Source organism: Pseudomonas sp. NCHU5216, assembly GCF_052156495.1.
In the GTDB taxonomy this organism is placed as follows: Bacteria; Pseudomonadota; Gammaproteobacteria; order Pseudomonadales; family Pseudomonadaceae; genus Aquipseudomonas.
Window position 1 is genome coordinate 12,893 of the sequence record NZ_JBQLIX010000056.1, and the last position, 15,682, is coordinate 28,574.

Consider the following 15,682-nt stretch of genomic DNA (forward strand, 5'->3'; position numbering starts at 1 on the left):
TGGCCTTGTGGTTCAGGTGCTTTCGCGCAGCATCAGCTCGAAGCCCAGGTCGTGCACCTGCTCAGGCGGTGTTTCGCCGGCGATCAGGCCGAGCAGCATCTCGGCGGCGCGGCGACCGATCGCTTCACGCGGGGTGCGAATGCTGCTCAGGCGCGGCACGCTGAAGGCCGAAGCCTGCAGGTCGTTGAAGCCCAGCACCGAGAGCCGTTCGGGAATGCGGATGCCCTGGCGCAGGGCCTCGAGCAGGGCGCCCTGGGCCAGGTCGTCGTTGCCGAAGAAGATGGCGTCCAGATCCGGGTGCTCGGCCAGCAGGCGGGCGAACAACTCGCAACCCAGGCCGACGGTGGATTGCCGTGGCGTCAGCACCTCCAGGGTTGGGTCATAGAGGCCGGCGCGTTGCAGTACGCGACGGAAGCCTTCGCCACGCAGCAGGGTGCGTTGATCCAGTTGCGCGCCGACGAAGGCCAGGCGCCGACGGCCACGGCCGATCAGGTGCTCGGCGGCGCAGGCACCGGCCTGCACCTGGGAGAAACCGACGCAGTGCAGCCCGGCGCCGGGGTCGATGTCCATCATGTAGACGCAGGGGATGCCGCTGGATTCCAGCAGGCGCCGTGCGCTCTCGGTGCGCTCGAAGCCGGTCAGCAGCATGCCGCGCGGCTGATGAGCCAGGTAGTTGCGGATCAGGTCTTCTTCTTCGTCGCGTGAATAGTGCGAATTGCCGATCAGCACTTCCAGGCCGCGTGGGCGCATCACCGCGTGTATGGCTTCCAGGGTTTCGACGAACAACTGGTTGGTCAGCGAGGGCACGATCACGGCGATGCTCTGGCTGTGCGAGGAGGCGAGGGCACGGGCGGCCGGGTTGGCCACGTAGCCCAGCTTGCTGGCGGCCTCGCGTACCTTCTGCACCAGCTCTTCGGCAACGCTGGGAATGCCGCGCAGCGCGCGCGACGCGGTGATCGGGCTGACGCCGGCTTGGCGGGCCACCTCGTTGAGGGTCGGGCGCCCCGTGGTACGGGTGCTTCTACCTGTCTTGGACGTGCTCATCAGGGGCGTATCGCCTTTGCTGTTTCTTGTATTTTGCGGCACTCGAGCCCTGAATCGCGAGCCCTGCGCGTTCATCGGCCCGGGACGGGGCCTGCTTGCCAAGGTGAAATATCAGTTCTAGGATAGCGCTGTCTTTGAGGTGTTACAAATGACTTGGCACCTCATGAAGGCCTGAAAGGCAGAGATATCCTGAATTTACTGGCCGTTGCGAGAACAAATACAATTTCATGGAGCGCTTTCTTCGTTTCTCTATCTGAGATAGCGCTACTTCTATGAGGTGCTTATGCATCCACCTATTCCTGCCCTGGTGATCATGGGTGTTGCCGGCTGTGGCAAGAGCAGTGTCGGGCAGGCCATCGCCCGCCGCGCCGATGCCCTGTTCATCGAAGGCGACGCCTTTCACCCTGCTGCCAACATCGCCAAGATGAGTGCCGGCATCCCCCTCGACGACCATGACCGCGCCGGCTGGCTGCAGCGCCTCGGCGAGGAGCTGCGCAACGCCACCCTTGGCGGCCGGCGTGCCGTGCTGACCTGTTCGGCGCTGCGCCAGAGCTATCGCCAGCAGTTGCGCCAGGCGCTGCCCGGGCTGGGCTTCGTCTATCTGCAGCTGAGCCGGGAAATGGCCGGGCAGCGGGTCGCCAATCGCCCCGATCACTTCATGCCGGCCAGTCTGATCGACAGTCAGTTCGCCGCCCTCGAACCCCCACACGTCGAGCCACTGACTTTGGTGATCGACGCCACCTTGCCCGTCGATCAGCTAAGCCTCGAGGCCGAGCGCTGGTGGAGGTCGACGGACGCTCTCGCGAGGCCAGCCTGACCACGCCTCGTTCCATTGCATTGCTCTACGACAAGAATAATGAGGTAGACCATGAACTCACTGGCTTCCACACCCGACGCCACGCTGTTGTTGCTCACCGCTGCAGGTGCCGTCGCCCTGCTGCTGCTGTTGATCATGCGCCTGAAGGTGCATGCCTTTCTCGCCCTGGTGCTGGTCAGCGTCGTCACGGCGCTGGTCACGCGCATACCCTACGATCAGGTGGTGCCGACGCTGTTGACCGGCTTCGGCAATACCCTGGCTTCCGTCGCTCTGCTGGTCGGCCTGGGCGCCATGATCGGGCGCCTGCTGGAGATGACCGGCGGCGCCCAGGTACTGGCCGATACCCTGATCGGCACCTTCGGTGAGCGGCGCGCCCCGCTGGCACTGGGGGTAGCGTCGCTGCTGTTCGGCTTCCCCATCTTCTTCGATGCCGGGCTGGTGGTGATGCTGCCGATCATCTTCAGCGTGGCCAAACGCTTTGGTGGCTCGACCCTGCTCTATGCCTTGCCGGCGGCCGGCGCCTTCGCCGCCATGCACGCGCTGGTGCCGCCGCATCCGGGGCCGGTCGCCGCTGCCGATCTGCTCGGTGCCAACATCGGCCTGCTGGTGCTCGTTGGTGGCCTTATCGCGCTGCCTTCCTGGTACATCGGCGCCTATCTGTTCGGGCAATGGGCCGGCAAGCGCTTCGAGGTGAAGCTGCCGAGCACCTTCCTCACCGATGTCGAGCGCGATGCCTCGGTGGCGCCGCCGAGCTTCGCCCTGGTGCTGTCGATCCTGTTGCTGCCGTTGCTGTTGATCTTCCTCGATACCGGGCTCAACACCCTGACGGTAACGGGCCACGTACAGGCGAGCGATACTTGGGTGCAGTTGCTGCGCATGCTGGGCAAGACGCCCGTGGCGCTGTTGCTCACCACCTTCCTGGCATTGGCAATGTTCAGCGGTCGCTACAGTGCCAAGCACCTGGAGAAAGCCTGTGAAGGGGCGCTCGGGCCGATCTGCTCGATCGTACTGGTGACCGGCGCTGGCGGCATGTTCGGTAACGTGCTGCGCACCAGCGGCATCGGTGATGCGTTGTCGTCGCTGCTGGCCGATACCGGCTTGCCGGTGATAGTCGCGGCCTTCGTCATCTCCGCCGCGTTGCGTGTGGCGCAGGGCTCGGCGACCGTGGCGCTGACCACCGCGGCAGCGCTGATGGCGCCCACCGTGGCGGTCACACCGGGGCTCAGCCAGTTCGACCTGTGCTTCATCGTGGTCGCCATCGCCGGTGGCGCGACCGTACTTTCGCACGTCAACGACTCGGGCTTCTGGTTGGTCAGCCGCTTCCTGCAGATGGACGAGAAGACCACCCTGAAAACCTGGACGGTGATGGAGACGTTGCTCGGTGGCATCGCCTTCCTCCTGGCTTTCATTGGCAGTTTGCTGCTCTGAGGCAGCCTGCAGGTCTTGGCGTTCAACGCAAACGCCCCGAATCAATCGGGGCGTTTGGTTGCTAAGCCGTCATCCAGTTGGGGCTGATCATCTAGCTGGCCCTGTCAAGGCCTCTGTATCGATGTCGATGCTGTCCATCGGCATCGTGCTCTTGGGCGAAGCCGTTGCCGTTTCGAGGGAAACGGCAACGGCCTCCGTTCATCCTTGTTCTTGCGCCTCTTCCAGCGCCTGGCGGTAGGCATCGGCTTCTTCCTGAGAGCGGAAGATACCGACCAGTTCGCCATTCTGAAGCACATCCCAGACCTCGATCCCCATGGCGCGGGCCTCGCGGGAAAGATGCTCGTTGTCACGCTCATGCACGATCACGTTCATGCCTGTCTCCTCGAAATGCGGATGCGGCGATATGTCGCATTTCTTTTATACGCCTCGTTAGCAAGCTAATTAAGTCGCTGTATTTGTAACTAACTGTTGCATGCATGCAACGAGCGAAACGGCATTTTCGTTGTCGTGGTTGCTGTAGGCGGGTGCTGGCTTGCTCAAACCACTGCGTTGGCGCAGTAAAAACCCGTCGCGAGGACGGGTTTCATCTGCTGTGAATCGATCAGTTGCAGACCTGGGCGATGGCGGCCGCCAGGTATTCCAGGCGGCTGGCATCCAGGCCGGCGACGTTGGCGCGGCCACTGCCGACCAGGTAGATGCTGAACGCTTCGCGCAGACGCAGTACCTGCAGGGGGGAGAGGCCGGTGTAGGAAAACATGCCGCGCTGTTCGGCGATATGCGCGAAACGCTGGCTCAGGCCGTGCGGCGCCAGGGCTTCGACCAGGCCGCGGCGCAGGCTGGCGACGCGCAGGCGCATGCCCTCCAGCTCCTCTTGCCACAGGCACTTGAGTTCTTCATCACCGAGAATGCTGGCCACCACGGCGGCGCCATGGGCCGGTGGCGTCGACCACAGGTTGCGGGCGATGAAGGCTAACTGGCTGCGAATGTCGACGAGCTTTTCGGCATCTTCGGCGCAGACGATCAGGGCGCCGGTGCGTTCGCGATAAAGGCCGAAGTTCTTCGAGCAGGAGCTGGTGATCAGCAATTCCGGCAACTCGGCGGCGAACAGGCGTACGGCCCAGGCGTCCTGCTCCAGGCCATCGCCAAAGCCCTGGTAGGCGAAGTCGATCAAGGGCAGCAGCTCACGCGCCTTGACCACCTCCAGCACGCGCTTGAAGTCACGCGGGGTCAGATCGAAGCCGGTGGGGTTGTGGCAGCAGGCGTGCAGCAGCACCACGTCGCCTTTGGGCAGGTGGGTGAGGGCGCTGATCATGGCCTCCACATCGAGGCGATTGTTCGCGTCGACATAGGGATAGTGACCGACCACCAGCCCGGTTTCGGCGAACAGGGTTTCATGGATCGGCCAGGTCGGGTCACTGAGCCAGATACCGCGCCCCGGCAGGCAGTGACGGATGAAGTCGGCGGCCAGGCGCAGGGCACCAGTGCCGCCCGGCGTCTGCGTGGTGCCGGCACGTTGCTCGGTCAGTAGCGGGGAGTCGGCGCCCAGTACGAGCTGGCTGAGGCGTTCGGCGAACAGCGCATCGCCATGGCCGCCGATGTAGGTCTTGCTCAGTTCGCTATCGACCAGGCGCTGCTCGGCCAGCTTCACCGCGCCTGGGATCGGCGTCAGGCCCTGGGCGTCCTTGTAGACGCCGACACCGAGATCCAGCCGGGCTGGGTGGCTGTCGAGGAGATAGGCCTGCATCAGGCTGAGGATAGGGTCGCCCGGCACGCGGGCGACGCTGGCGAAATGGCTCACTTGCGGCCCTCGGCGTTGGCGGCCAGTACGTCGGTACGCGCCGCCATGATGAAGTCGTTACGGTGCAGGCCGCGCATCTCGTGGCTCCACCAGGTCACGGTGACCTTGCCCCATTCGGTGAGCAGGGCGGGGTGGTGGCCAACTTCCTCGGCGATGGCGCCGACGGCATTGGTGAAGGCCAGGGCGTGGCGGAAGTTCTTGAACAAGTAGACGCGCTCCAGCTCCATATGGTCGCCGCGTACCTCGACGTTCCAGTCGGGAATTTCGCGGATCAGCTCGGCCAGCTCGGCATCGGTGACTTTCGGCGCGTCGGCGCGGCAGGCTTCGCATTGGGCTTGGGCAAGGCTCATGGCACTACTCCTGAGTAGGATTCTGGGTGGTATGGATCGCCGCCTGGTGAGACCACTGGGCAGTCGTCACCGGCACGGCCATGGGGGCGTGAAGCGTTCGCCCCCTTTGCATGGACAGGCGAGGGCGTCAAACGCTCACGCGGCCTTCGGCGGAAATTTCGGCGCGTGCAACCCGAGCTGCATGGCCTGCTGCACCAGCGCCATGATGTCCTGTTGCGCCAGCTCGAACAGGTGCTTGAGTTGCGGCAGGACGAAATACACCGGTTGCAGGATGTCGATGCGATAGGGCGTGCGCATCGCTTCCAGCGGGTCGAAGGCCTGGTGCTCGGGTACATCGGACAGGGCGTAGAGGGTTTCCCGTGGGGAGGAGAGGATGCCGCCGCCATAGATGCGCCGGCCGGCTGGCGTGTCGAGCAGGCCGAACTCGATGGTCAGCCAGTACAGGCGCGCCAGGTAGACGCGCTGCTCTTTCGTGGCCCGTAGGCCGAGCTTGCCGTAGGTGTGGGTGAATTCGGCGAACCAGGGGTTGGTCAGCATGGGGCAGTGGCCGAATATCTCATGGAATATGTCCGGCTCCTGCAGGTAATCCAGTTCCTCGGGCGTGCGGATGAAGGTGGCGACCGGAAACTGCTTGCTGGCCAGCAGCTCGAAGAAGGTCTGGAAGGGGATCAGCGCCGGTACCCGCGCCACGCGCCAGCCCGTGCTGGCCTCGAGCACGCGGTTGATTTCACCGAGCTGGGGAATGCGTTCCAGAGGCAGGCCGAGTTGTTCGATGCCATCCAGGTATTCCTGGCAGGCGCGATCATTGACCACCTCGAGCTGGCGGGTGATCAGGGTATGCCACACCCGATGCTCGCTTTCGGGATAGTGGATAAAGCCACTCTCGTCCGGCTCTCGGGCCTGGTACTGCGTGTTCTTCATCGCTGCCTCCTGCGGGGCGCTGTTGTTCTTGTCCCTTGCAGCATGGCCCTGGCAGATGGCTGCAGCCAGGGCCTGCCGGGTGTGCCGGCGGCTAGTGGCAGCAGGTTTCTGTAATTATTTCTTTACGTCTTGCTGGGCGCCCTGCTTTTTCGCGGTTCCGGCTCGTTGCCTTGTACATTTTTCTTTACGGATCTGATTGCGCGTCTGAGGATTTTCCATCGACGGGCTGTTGCAGAGGATGAAGTTTGCTCGGGAGGTGTTCGTACCCTGGGTTTGAGTCCTGGCGTTTTGCCCATGCGAGAAAAGAGCAAGGTACTGTCTCCGTCGTTTTTGTTGCGCCAGTCGTTATTGGTGTTCGGCGTTATTAAGTAGTAACAGGTGCACCATAATGGGCAGGGGCAATGGTTTTTGAGTAAGCGCAAGTTTTGTTGATGACGTAGTTATTGGGTATTCCTTGGAAGTTCAGGGTGTATTCGCTAAGTCGATTCGTGAAGGCGGCGTGGCAAATATCGTTGCACTTTTACTGCCTGTGTTATTGCTTGTTGTTGAGCAAGTAGCAGTCAGTTGGCGTGGACCTGGTAAATAGAATGTTCTGAGGTCGCTGCGGTGGGGTAGGCGATCAGGCTGTACAGATATCCTGACAGCATGCGTGGCAATTTAACGAACACTTCCAGATGTTTTGTAAGTTTATTTTTACGTCATGAAAACTTTACGCGCGCCGTTGGGTGGAAAGTAACTTGTACAGTGCCGAAAAGGCGCGTTGTTATTGTCATTTGTTTATGTAACCAGATATTTCTGTTGCACGAGAAAGTCTGCCTAGGAAAAAAGCCACCTTCTCCGCCCTGCGTCCGATCATGGTTGACGATGACGTCTTTTGTTCTGCCTTGCCTGAGCGATGAAGCTGTCCCTGGGGTCAGCTTCTGCTCTGGGAGAGCGTCTTTAAAATGGCGTCATTGACTTGTCGGTCACAATCTAGCTGCGCTATAAAAATTTGGAATTCTGCTGGGGGGAGCGGAATTCCAAACCTTTCACGAAGCTTTCATTCTTGTTGTGACATTTTATTGACGTTTTGCTCAGGTTTGTCGATGAGAATGAATGTTTTTACTTTTCGTATTTATGGAGGCTGGGGCATGGAAACTAAGATACTGACTGCGGCGGGTTTCAATGTGTACACGGAGCTGTATTGGCGTGGTGAGCATGCCAAAACCCTGTTGCTGATCAATGGCGCGCTATCTACCACAGGGTCGTTCGGGCAAACGGTCAAATACCTGCAACCACACTTCAACTTGGTTCTGTTCGATCTTCCTTTCGCTGGAAAGTCGCGCGAGCACAACAAGTTGGCCAGCGTGGTGAGCAAGGAGGACGAAGTTCGCATCATTCTCGAGCTGATCGAGCGCTTTCAGATCAATTATCTGTTGTCGGTATCCTGGGGCGGGGTGTCGGCGATGTTGGCACTGGCCGAGTCGCCACCAAGTGTCGAGCGGGCGATCATCAGTTCCTTTTCTCCGGTGATCAACGAGCCGATGCGTGATTATCTCGACAATGGCCAGGCTTATCTGGCTGCGCGTGACAAGCGCAAGATCGGCAGTCTGCTCAACGACACGGTGGGCAAGTATTTGCCCAGGCTGTTCAAGCTTTATAACTTCAAGCATCTGATCAGTCTGGCCGAACACGAATACCAGCAGATCGAATTCCATATCGCTCAGGTTCGTGAACTGAGTGCCAAGAATTACGTGGAGCGCTTTGCCCAGATAAAAATCCCGGTATTGTTCGTCAACGGTGAGCGGGATGAGTACACGACCGCTGAGGATGCACGGCAGTTCGCCCAGTACGTGACCAACAGTCATTTCGCGGTGGTGCCGGGGGCTGGGCATTTCCTCGATCTGGAGAGCAAGTCGGCCTGGTTGACGTCGCGCAAGACGGTGCTGGCCTTCCTGGAAGCCGAGGTCAGGGCGCCTGTGCATAGGGAGCTGTCACCTTCGCTGGTGTGATCGCTGGAGGGATCGGCAGGGAATGGGTCTGGGATTGGAAGCTGCAATGCGCTTGGATTGGCGTCGCTTTGTCGTGCTGGGGCTGATGGTGGCGCTGATGCTGGGCTGTTCTGCCGAGTCGGTGCCCGAGAAACCGAGCGTGCGGGTGTTGGCGCAGCGGGTCGTGCAGGTGCCGGGGCGGGCACACAGCCTGATGAGCGGCGATGTGCAGGCGCGCTTCGTCAGCGATCTCGCGTTTCCCAGCACGGGGAAGGTGGTGCAGCTCGCGGTCGATGTCGGCGACAGGGTAGTGGCCGGGCAGGTGCTGGGTCGGCTCGATCCGGTCGAATTGCGTGCGACCCTGGCGCTCAGCGAGGCTGACGTTCAGGCCTTGCAGGCGCGGGTCGAGCTTGCCCGCGCCGATCATGCGCGCCAGGCACGCCTGCTGCCCAAGGGCTACACCAATCGCAACGAATACGAGCGTGCGCAGGCCGCGCTGCAAGGCGCCGAGGCCGAATTGCGGACGGCCAGGGCGCGGCGCCAGGTGGCCAGGGATGCCTTGGCCGACGCTGACCTGCTGGCGCTGGCCGATGGCGTGGTGGTCGCGCGTCCGGTGGCTGCCGGCGAGGTGGTGCAGGCCGGGCAGGTGGTGCTGTCACTGGCCCATGACGCCGCGCCCGAAGCGGTATTCGACTGGTACGAGAAGCTGCCGGCAGGCCTGCAGGTCGGTGCTCCCATTCATCTGTACAGCTTGAGCGAACCGGCGCGCGAAATCATCGGGCAGGTACGTGAAATCGCCCCGCGGGTTTCCGCCCGTTCGGGCACCTTGCGCATCCGTGTCAGTCTCCCGGACGAGGCCGCGCGCTGGCCCCTGGGAACCGTGGTGGTGGCGCGCCTGAGCGAACCCTTGGGGCCGGTGGCCGTGTTGCCCTGGGCGGCCCTGAGTCGCGATCAGGGCCAGCCAGCGGTCTGGCGTATCGATGCGCAGCAGCGTGTCAGCCTGGCGCCGGTCGAGGTCGCGCGCTACGAGAGCGGTCGGGTGCTGGTGGCCGCCGGTGTGCAGGACGGCGATCTGCTCGTGGCCCAGGGTGGGCAGTTGCTTTATCCGGGGCAGCGAGTCGAGGTGGCCGGCGTGCTGGCAGCCAGCACTGACGAGGTGCAGCCATGAGGTGGGCGCCGTGCTGGCTGACGTTGCTGGGGTTGCTGCTGGGCTGCCGTGAACAGACGGCGGCGCTGCCGATTGAACGCCCGGTGGCGTTCGCCGAAATCACCGATCAGCAGCACCCGTCCGAGGCGCGTTTCACGGGAACCGTGCAGCCGCGCGAGCAGTTGGCAGCAGCCTTTCGCCAGAGCGGTCGCCTGCTCAGCCGGCAGGTGGAGGTCGGCCAGCGGGTGCGCCGTGGGCAATTGCTGGCGAGCCTGGAAAGCACCGATCAGCACAGCGAGGTGCGCAGTCGCCAGGGCGAGTACCAGCGTGCCGAGGTGGCGTGGCGCAATGCCCGTGACGAGCTGGCGCGTTACCAGGGCTTGTATCGGCAGGGCGTCGGCAGCCTGGCTCGCCTCGAACAGTTGCACAGTGAGCTGCAGGTGCGCGCCGCGACCATGCGCCAGGCGCGTATCGCCTTGCGTCGTGCCGAAGCCCATGTGCAGCAGACGCAGTTGCTGGCGGATATCGACGGCGTGGTCACGGCCTGGCATGCCGAGGTTGGCCAGGTGCTGGCCAGTGGTACGCCGGTGCTCGGCCTGGCGCGGCTGGACAGCCTGGAGGTCTGGGTCGATTTGCCCGCGCGGTGGTTGAGCGCGCTCGTGGCTACGCCGCCGCGTATTCATGTGACCTCGCTGAACGGCGCGGGCGAGGGCAGTTGGGCGCAGGTGCGGCAGATCGATCCGGTGCTGGATGCTGGCACCCGTGTGCAGCGGGTTCGGCTGGCGCTGGAGCGGCTGCCGGCAGAGCTTCACCTGGGGTCGCTGGCCAGTGTGCAGCTCGTTGCGCCGCATACCGCACCCGCGCCGGAGCTGCCAGCCTCGGCGTTGTGGATGGAGGCCGAGCAGCACTTCGTCTGGCGCATCGACGGGCAGAGTTCGCAGGTGCATGCCGTTGCGGTGCAAGTGCTGGGTGAGAGCGGCACGAATGTGCGCGTGCGTGGCCCCCTGCAGCCGGGCGATCGTGTGGTCAGGGCCGGTGTCACGCGGCTGCGCGAGGGGCAGCAGGTCAGGCTCGAGGAGCGCAGCGGTTCATGAAGGAAGGCTTCAATCTGTCCGGCTGGGCGCTACGCCATCGGACGCTGGTCTGGTACGCCATGCTGGTCACCTTGCTGATGGGAGCCTTCGCCTATCTGCAACTGGGCCGCGAGGAAGACCCCGCGTTCGCCATCAAGACCATGGTGATCCAGGCGCGCTGGCCTGGCGCGACCCTGGATGAAACCCTGCAGCAGGTCACCGACCGCCTGGAGAAGAAGCTCGAGGAGATCGACGCGCTGGATTACGTGCGCAGCTACACCCTGGCCGGCGAGGCCACGCTGTTCGTCTTTCTCAAGAGCGAGACACCGGCACGGGCGATTCCCGATGCCTGGTACGCGGTGCGCAAGAAGATGCAGGACGTTCGTGGCGAATTGCCCAGCGGCGTGCAGGGGCCCGCGTTCAACGACGAGTTCGGCGATGTCTTCGGCAACATCTATGCCCTGACCGGCGAAGGCTTCTCCCCGCGCCAGTTGCGTGACTACGCCGAGCGCCTGCGCCTGGGCCTCAAGGGGGTGCCCGGATTGGGCAAGGTGGAAGTGCTTGGCAGCCAGCCCGAGGTCATCTATCTGGACTTTTCCATTCGCCGCCTGGCGGCGCTGGGCATCGATCTGCGTCAGGTGATCCAGAGCCTGCAGGCGCAGAATGCGGTCACTCCGGCGGGCCTCATCGATGGCGCGCAGGAGCGCATCGCCGTGCAGGCCAGTGGCGCTTTCGCCAGCGAGGCGGATCTCGAGGCCATCAGTCTGCGTTTCGGTGATCGCCTGCTGCGCTTGAGCGACCTGGCGCATATCGAGCGCGGCTATGCGCAGCCACCGACCTCGCTGTTTCGCTACAACGGCGAGGCGGCCGTCGGCCTGGCCGTGGCCATGCAGGCCGGGGGCAACATCCAAGATTTCGGCGCAGCCCTGCAGCAGCGTATCGACCAGCTCGCCGCCGACCTGCCGTTGGGCCTGGATGTTCATCAGGTGTCCAGCCAGGCGCAGGTGGTGGACAAGGCCATCGGCACCTTCACCAAGGCGCTGTTCGAGGCGGTGCTGATCGTGCTGCTGGTCAGCTTCATCAGCCTCGGCCTGCGCGCCGGTCTGGTGGTGGCCTGTTCCATCCCGCTGGTGCTGGCCATGGTCTTTCTGTTCATGGCCTACAGCGGCATCACCCTGCAGCGCATCTCCCTGGGGGCCTTGATCATCGCCCTGGGGCTACTGGTGGACGACGCCATGATCACCGTGGAGATGATGATCAAGCGCATCGAGCTGGGCGACTCCCTGCCCAAGGCAGCGACCCATGCCTACACCTCGACGGCCTTTCCCATGCTCACCGGCACCCTGGTCACGGTCGCCGGTTTCGTGCCCATCGGGCTGAACTCCAGCTCGGCCGGGGAGTACGTGTTCACCATGTTCGCGGTGATCGCCGTGGCACTGCTGCTGTCCTGGCTGGTGGCAGTGGTGTTCGCGCCCTTGCTGGGGGTATACCTGTTGCGTCGCCCGGCACAGGCCGAGGTGCATGGCCAGCGTCGCTGGGAGCGGCTGTTCTCTGGCTGGTTGGCGTTGGCATTGCGTCATCGTAATTGGACGGTGGGCCTGACCCTGCTGGCTTTTGCCCTCTCCCTGGCGGCGACGCCGCTGCTGCAGCGGCAGTTCTTCCCTGACTCGGATCGCCCGGAGATCCTGGTGGACTTCCACCTGCCGCAGCAGGCTTCGCACGAGGCCACGCGCACGGCGATGGATCGTTTCGAGCAGACCCTGCGTGATGATCCGGACGTGCTGCGCTGGAGCTCCTATGTCGGCAAGGGGGCGGTGCGCTTCTACCTGCCGCTGGATCAGCAACTGAGCAACCCCTTCTATGGCCAGGTGGTGATCGTCAGCCAGGGCGGCGCGGCACGTGACCGCCTGCTCGCGCGGTTGCGCCAGCGCCTGCGCCAGGACTTCGTCGGCATCGGCTTCAACGTGCAGCCGCTGAACATGGGGCCACCGGTGGGCTGGCCGATCCAGTACCGGGTCAGCGGCGCGGATATCCAGCAGGTGCGGGCTCAGGCCATGAGGTTGGCGGCGATCATCGATGCCCATCCGCACATCGGCCAGGTGGTGTACGACTGGAACGAGCCGGCCAAGGTGCTGCGCATCGACATCGAGCAGGACAAGGCCAGGCAGTTCGGCCTGTCCTCGCAGGACGCCGCGCAGATCCTGCATAGCGTGGTGTCCGGTACGAGCATCACGCAGATCCGCGACGGCATTCATCTGGTCGATGTGGTGGCGCGGGCGCAGGCCGATGAACGGCAGTCCCCGGAGCTGATCGGAAGTTTGCAGATACCCTCTGCTCGTACGGGTGAATCGATTCCGCTGCTGGCATTCGCTAGTATCGGTTACGCGCAGGAGCAGCCGCTGGTATGGCGGCGCGACCGCCTGCCGACCATCACCCTGAAAGCGAACATCATCGGCGACCTGCAGCCCGATGCGTTGGTCGAAGGGCTGGGCCCGGCGGTCGATGACTTCGCCGCGCAGTTGCCGGCCGGCTACAGGGTGGCGGTGGGCGGCGCGGTCGAAGCCAGTGCGCGTTCGCAACAGCCTATCCTGCGGGTGGTGCCGTGGATGCTGTTTCTGATAGTGACCTTGTTGATGATTCAATTGCAGAGCGTGAAACAGGTGTTGCTGGTGCTGAGCGTGGCGCCCCTGGGGCTGATCGGTGTGGTCGGGGCCTTGCTGGTGACCGGCTCGCCGCTGGGCTTCGTGGCCATCCTCGGGGTACTGGCGTTGATCGGTATCATCGTGCGCAACTCGGTGATCCTGGTCAGCCAGGTGGAGTTGTTCCGTCAGCAGGGGCTCGCCTTGCAGGCCGCCGTGGTGCGTGCCACCGAGCATCGCTGCCGGCCTATTCTGTTGACGGCGGCAGCGTCCGGCCTGGCGATGATACCCATTGCCCGCGAGGCGTTCTGGGGGCCGATGGCCTACGCCATGATCGGCGGCATCGCCGTGGCCACGGTGTTGACCCTGATCTTCCTGCCTGCCCTTTATCTGCTCTGCCATGCGCATGACGAGGGGCAGAGCAGCGCGGTCGATCAGGTGCCCGCTGATGCATGAGCGCGCGATGCTGGTCATGGGTTTGCGCCTGCGGGCGTGGCACTCTCTCACACAAGGACAAAAGACCATTGAGAGTTGTTGATTTGCGAGTGACTTGCCGTGCCTTGCCAGCGGCATATCGACAGGAGGGCTGCCATGCGCATTAAGGTGCATTGCCAAAACCGTGTCGGCATCCTGCGCGACATGCTCAACCTGCTGGCCGATTACGGCATCAACGTGGCCCGTGGTGAGGTGGGCGGCGAGCAGGGCAATGCCATCTACCTGCATTGCCCGAACCTGATCAACCTGCAGTTCCAGTCGCTGCGGCCCAGGATAGAGGCCATCACCGGCGTGTTCGGCGTCAGGCGGGTGGGGCTGATGCCCAGCGAGCGCCGCCATCTGGAGCTCAATGCACTGCTCGGCGCCCTGGATTTCCCGGTGCTGTCCATCGACATGGGCGGTGCCATCGTCGCTGCCAACCGCAGTGCCGCCCAACTGCTGGGCGTGCGCGTGGACGAGGTGCCGGGCATGGCGCTGTCGCGCTACATCGAGGATTTCGACCTGCCGGAGCTGGTGCGCGCGAACAAGGCGCGGATCAATGGCTTGCGGGTGAGGGTCAAGGGCGATGTGTTCCTGGCCGATATCGCCCCGCTGCAGAACGAGCACGATGACAGCGAGGCGCTGGCGGGCGCCGTGCTGACCTTGCACCGCGCCGATCGTGTCGGCGAGCGCATCTACCAGGTGCGCAAGCAGGAATTGCGTGGCTTCGACTCGATTTTCCAGAGCTCCAGAGTGATGGCCGCCGTGGTGCGCGAAGCGCGGCGCATGGCACCGCTGGATGCGCCGCTGTTGATCGAAGGCGAGACCGGCACCGGCAAGGAGCTATTGGCCCGTGCCTGCCACCTGGCCAGCCCGCGCGGGCAAGCGCCGTTCATGGCGCTCAACTGCGCCGGCCTGCCGGAGTCCATGGCTGAAACCGAACTGTTCGGCTACGGCCCTGGCGCCTTCGAGGGCGCGCGCCCGGAAGGCAAACTCGGCCTGCTGGAGCTGACTGCCGGCGGCACCCTGTTCCTCGACGGTGTCGGCGAGATGAGCCCAAGACTGCAGGCCAAGTTGCTGCGCTTTCTGCAGGATGGCTGTTTCCGTCGCGTGGGCAGCGACGAAGAAGTGTATCTGGACGTGCGGGTGATCTGCGCTACCCAGGTCGACCTGTCCGAACTCTGTGCCCGTGGCGAATTTCGCCAGGATCTCTACCACCGTCTCAATGTGCTCAGCCTCCACATTCCGCCGCTGCGTGAATGCCTGGACGGCCTGGAACCCTTGGTGGAACATTTTCTCGATTCGGCCAGCCGGCAGATCGGCTGCGCGCTGCCCAAGCTGGCGCCACAGGCCTTGGAGCGTATGGCGCATTACCACTGGCCGGGCAATGTGCGGCAACTGGAGAACGTGCTGTTCCAGGCGGTATCGCTGTGCGAGGGCGGTACGGTGAAGGCCGAGCATATCCGCCTGCCGGACTACGGCGCGCCGCAGCCCCTGGGCGAGTTCTCGGTAGAGGGTTGCCTCGACGACATTCTCGGGCGTTTCGAGAAGGCGGTGCTGGAGCGTCTGTATCAGGAGCACCCGAGCAGCCGACAACTGGGCAAGCGGCTCGGGGTTTCCCACACCACCATCGCCAACAAGTTGCGCCAGCATGGTCTGGGCAAGGAATAGCGGCGGCCTACGACCTTGGTGCAATAGGCAGGGCGTGCTCGGGCGGCGACACTGAGCCCGTCCCGATCATCCTGCGTGATTTGGGTGCAAGCGTTTCCGCATTCCTCCCCAGGAATGCCTTGAATGGGCGGGCGACCAATTGGTCGCCCTTTTTTTGGTTCATCGCATTTTCAGGGGGAATACCTGGTTGACACCGGACTGGCAAGTTTGTGTGTGATCTTGTCGGCTTGCATTGGTGTTCTGGACGCCGCTTTGGGTGTCCAGATATTCCGGGTTTCGCCCCCTCGGGCGACTCACTTTTCTTTGAACTCGGATTGCCGCCCAGCGCAAAGAAAAGTAAGCAAAAGAAA

13 protein-coding genes are annotated in these 15,682 nt (G+C 63.4%); 7 read left to right on the forward strand and 6 right to left on the reverse strand.

The features are described from left to right. Positions 1-12: 12 nt before the first annotated feature. Positions 13-1,044, reverse strand: coding sequence for a LacI family DNA-binding transcriptional regulator (locus tag ACSVIK_RS24220; protein ID WP_442446691.1), 1,032 nt, complete (start codon positions 1,042-1,044; stop codon positions 13-15). 283 nt (positions 1,045-1,327) lie between these two features. Here ACSVIK_RS24220 and ACSVIK_RS24225 point away from each other — a divergent pair, with 283 nt between their 5' ends. Together ACSVIK_RS24225 and ACSVIK_RS24230 are read left to right on the forward strand one after the other, a co-directional pair. Further along, positions 1,328-1,861, forward strand: coding sequence for a gluconokinase (locus ACSVIK_RS24225; RefSeq protein ID WP_442446692.1), 534 nt, complete (start codon positions 1,328-1,330; stop codon positions 1,859-1,861). 51 nt (positions 1,862-1,912) lie between these two features. Next, positions 1,913-3,289, forward strand: a complete 1,377-nt coding sequence (locus ACSVIK_RS24230) for a GntP family permease (protein WP_442446693.1) — start codon at positions 1,913-1,915, stop codon at positions 3,287-3,289. A 198-nt stretch (positions 3,290-3,487) separates the two neighbouring features. On the opposite strand, the gene ACSVIK_RS24235 is transcribed toward ACSVIK_RS24230, so the two are convergent. From ACSVIK_RS24235 to phhA, 4 genes are all read right to left on the reverse strand, one after another. Next, the gene (locus ACSVIK_RS24235; protein WP_442446694.1) at positions 3,488-3,661 is read right to left on the reverse strand and encodes a hypothetical protein; all 174 of its coding nucleotides are present in this window, start codon (positions 3,659-3,661) and stop codon (positions 3,488-3,490) included. 229 nt (positions 3,662-3,890) lie between these two features. After that, positions 3,891-5,087, reverse strand: coding sequence for an amino acid aminotransferase (locus ACSVIK_RS24240; protein ID WP_442446695.1), 1,197 nt, complete (start codon positions 5,085-5,087; stop codon positions 3,891-3,893). Continuing rightward, complete coding sequence (locus tag ACSVIK_RS24245) at positions 5,084-5,437, reverse strand: 4a-hydroxytetrahydrobiopterin dehydratase (protein WP_442446696.1); 354 nt, start codon at positions 5,435-5,437, stop codon at positions 5,084-5,086. Before ACSVIK_RS24245 ends, ACSVIK_RS24240 begins: the two co-directional genes overlap by 4 nt. Before the next feature lie 135 nt (positions 5,438-5,572). Then, positions 5,573-6,358 carry a phenylalanine 4-monooxygenase gene (gene phhA / locus ACSVIK_RS24250; protein WP_442446697.1) on the reverse strand — a complete coding sequence of 262 codons (786 nt, stop codon included), beginning with the start codon at positions 6,356-6,358 and terminating at the stop codon, positions 5,573-5,575. A gap of 1,085 nt (positions 6,359-7,443) precedes the next feature. Between phhA and ACSVIK_RS24255 the strand changes: the two genes are divergently transcribed. The 5 genes from ACSVIK_RS24255 (at position 7,444) to ACSVIK_RS24275 (ending at position 15,332) form a co-directional block, all read left to right on the forward strand. Then, entirely contained in the window at positions 7,444-8,349 is a 906-nt protein-coding gene (locus ACSVIK_RS24255; RefSeq protein ID WP_442446698.1) for an alpha/beta fold hydrolase, read from the forward strand. Between the two features lie 46 nt (positions 8,350-8,395). Continuing rightward, positions 8,396-9,496 (forward strand): efflux RND transporter periplasmic adaptor subunit, encoded by a 1,101-nt coding sequence (locus ACSVIK_RS24260; RefSeq protein WP_442446699.1) that lies wholly within the window; start codon positions 8,396-8,398, stop codon positions 9,494-9,496. Next, positions 9,493-10,569, forward strand: coding sequence for an efflux RND transporter periplasmic adaptor subunit (locus ACSVIK_RS24265; protein WP_442446700.1), 1,077 nt, complete (start codon positions 9,493-9,495; stop codon positions 10,567-10,569). The genes ACSVIK_RS24260 and ACSVIK_RS24265 overlap by 4 nt, the downstream gene beginning before the upstream one ends. Continuing rightward, the gene (locus ACSVIK_RS24270; protein WP_442446701.1) at positions 10,566-13,643 is read left to right on the forward strand and encodes an efflux RND transporter permease subunit; all 3,078 of its coding nucleotides are present in this window, start codon (positions 10,566-10,568) and stop codon (positions 13,641-13,643) included. Before ACSVIK_RS24265 ends, ACSVIK_RS24270 begins: the two co-directional genes overlap by 4 nt. Positions 13,644-13,778: 135 nt before the next feature. Next, on the forward strand, positions 13,779-15,332 hold the full coding sequence (locus ACSVIK_RS24275) for a sigma-54-dependent transcriptional regulator (RefSeq protein ID WP_442446702.1): 1,554 nt from the start codon (positions 13,779-13,781) through the stop codon (positions 15,330-15,332). Positions 15,333-15,491: 159 nt separating this feature from the next. Here ACSVIK_RS24275 and ACSVIK_RS24280 read toward each other — a convergent pair. Further along, a partial coding sequence (locus ACSVIK_RS24280) for a hypothetical protein (protein WP_442446703.1) occupies positions 15,492-15,682 on the reverse strand: 191 nt, incomplete at its 5' end.

Coding starts and splice junctions, on each gene's coding strand:
- ACSVIK_RS24220 (WP_442446691.1), bottom strand. CDS start 1,044: ATGAGCACGTCCAAGACAGGTAGAAGCACCCGTACCACGGGGCGCCCG.
- ACSVIK_RS24225 (WP_442446692.1), top strand. CDS start 1,328: ATGCATCCACCTATTCCTGCCCTGGTGATCATGGGTGTTGCCGGCTGT.
- ACSVIK_RS24230 (WP_442446693.1), top strand. CDS start 1,913: ATGAACTCACTGGCTTCCACACCCGACGCCACGCTGTTGTTGCTCACC.
- ACSVIK_RS24235 (WP_442446694.1), bottom strand. CDS start 3,661: ATGAACGTGATCGTGCATGAGCGTGACAACGAGCATCTTTCCCGCGAG.
- ACSVIK_RS24245 (WP_442446696.1), bottom strand. CDS start 5,437: ATGAGCCTTGCCCAAGCCCAATGCGAAGCCTGCCGCGCCGACGCGCCG.
- phhA (WP_442446697.1), bottom strand. CDS start 6,358: ATGAAGAACACGCAGTACCAGGCCCGAGAGCCGGACGAGAGTGGCTTT.
- ACSVIK_RS24255 (WP_442446698.1), top strand. CDS start 7,444: ATGAGAATGAATGTTTTTACTTTTCGTATTTATGGAGGCTGGGGCATG.
- ACSVIK_RS24260 (WP_442446699.1), top strand. CDS start 8,396: ATGCGCTTGGATTGGCGTCGCTTTGTCGTGCTGGGGCTGATGGTGGCG.
- ACSVIK_RS24265 (WP_442446700.1), top strand. CDS start 9,493: ATGAGGTGGGCGCCGTGCTGGCTGACGTTGCTGGGGTTGCTGCTGGGC.
- ACSVIK_RS24270 (WP_442446701.1), top strand. CDS start 10,566: ATGAAGGAAGGCTTCAATCTGTCCGGCTGGGCGCTACGCCATCGGACG.
- ACSVIK_RS24275 (WP_442446702.1), top strand. CDS start 13,779: ATGCGCATTAAGGTGCATTGCCAAAACCGTGTCGGCATCCTGCGCGAC.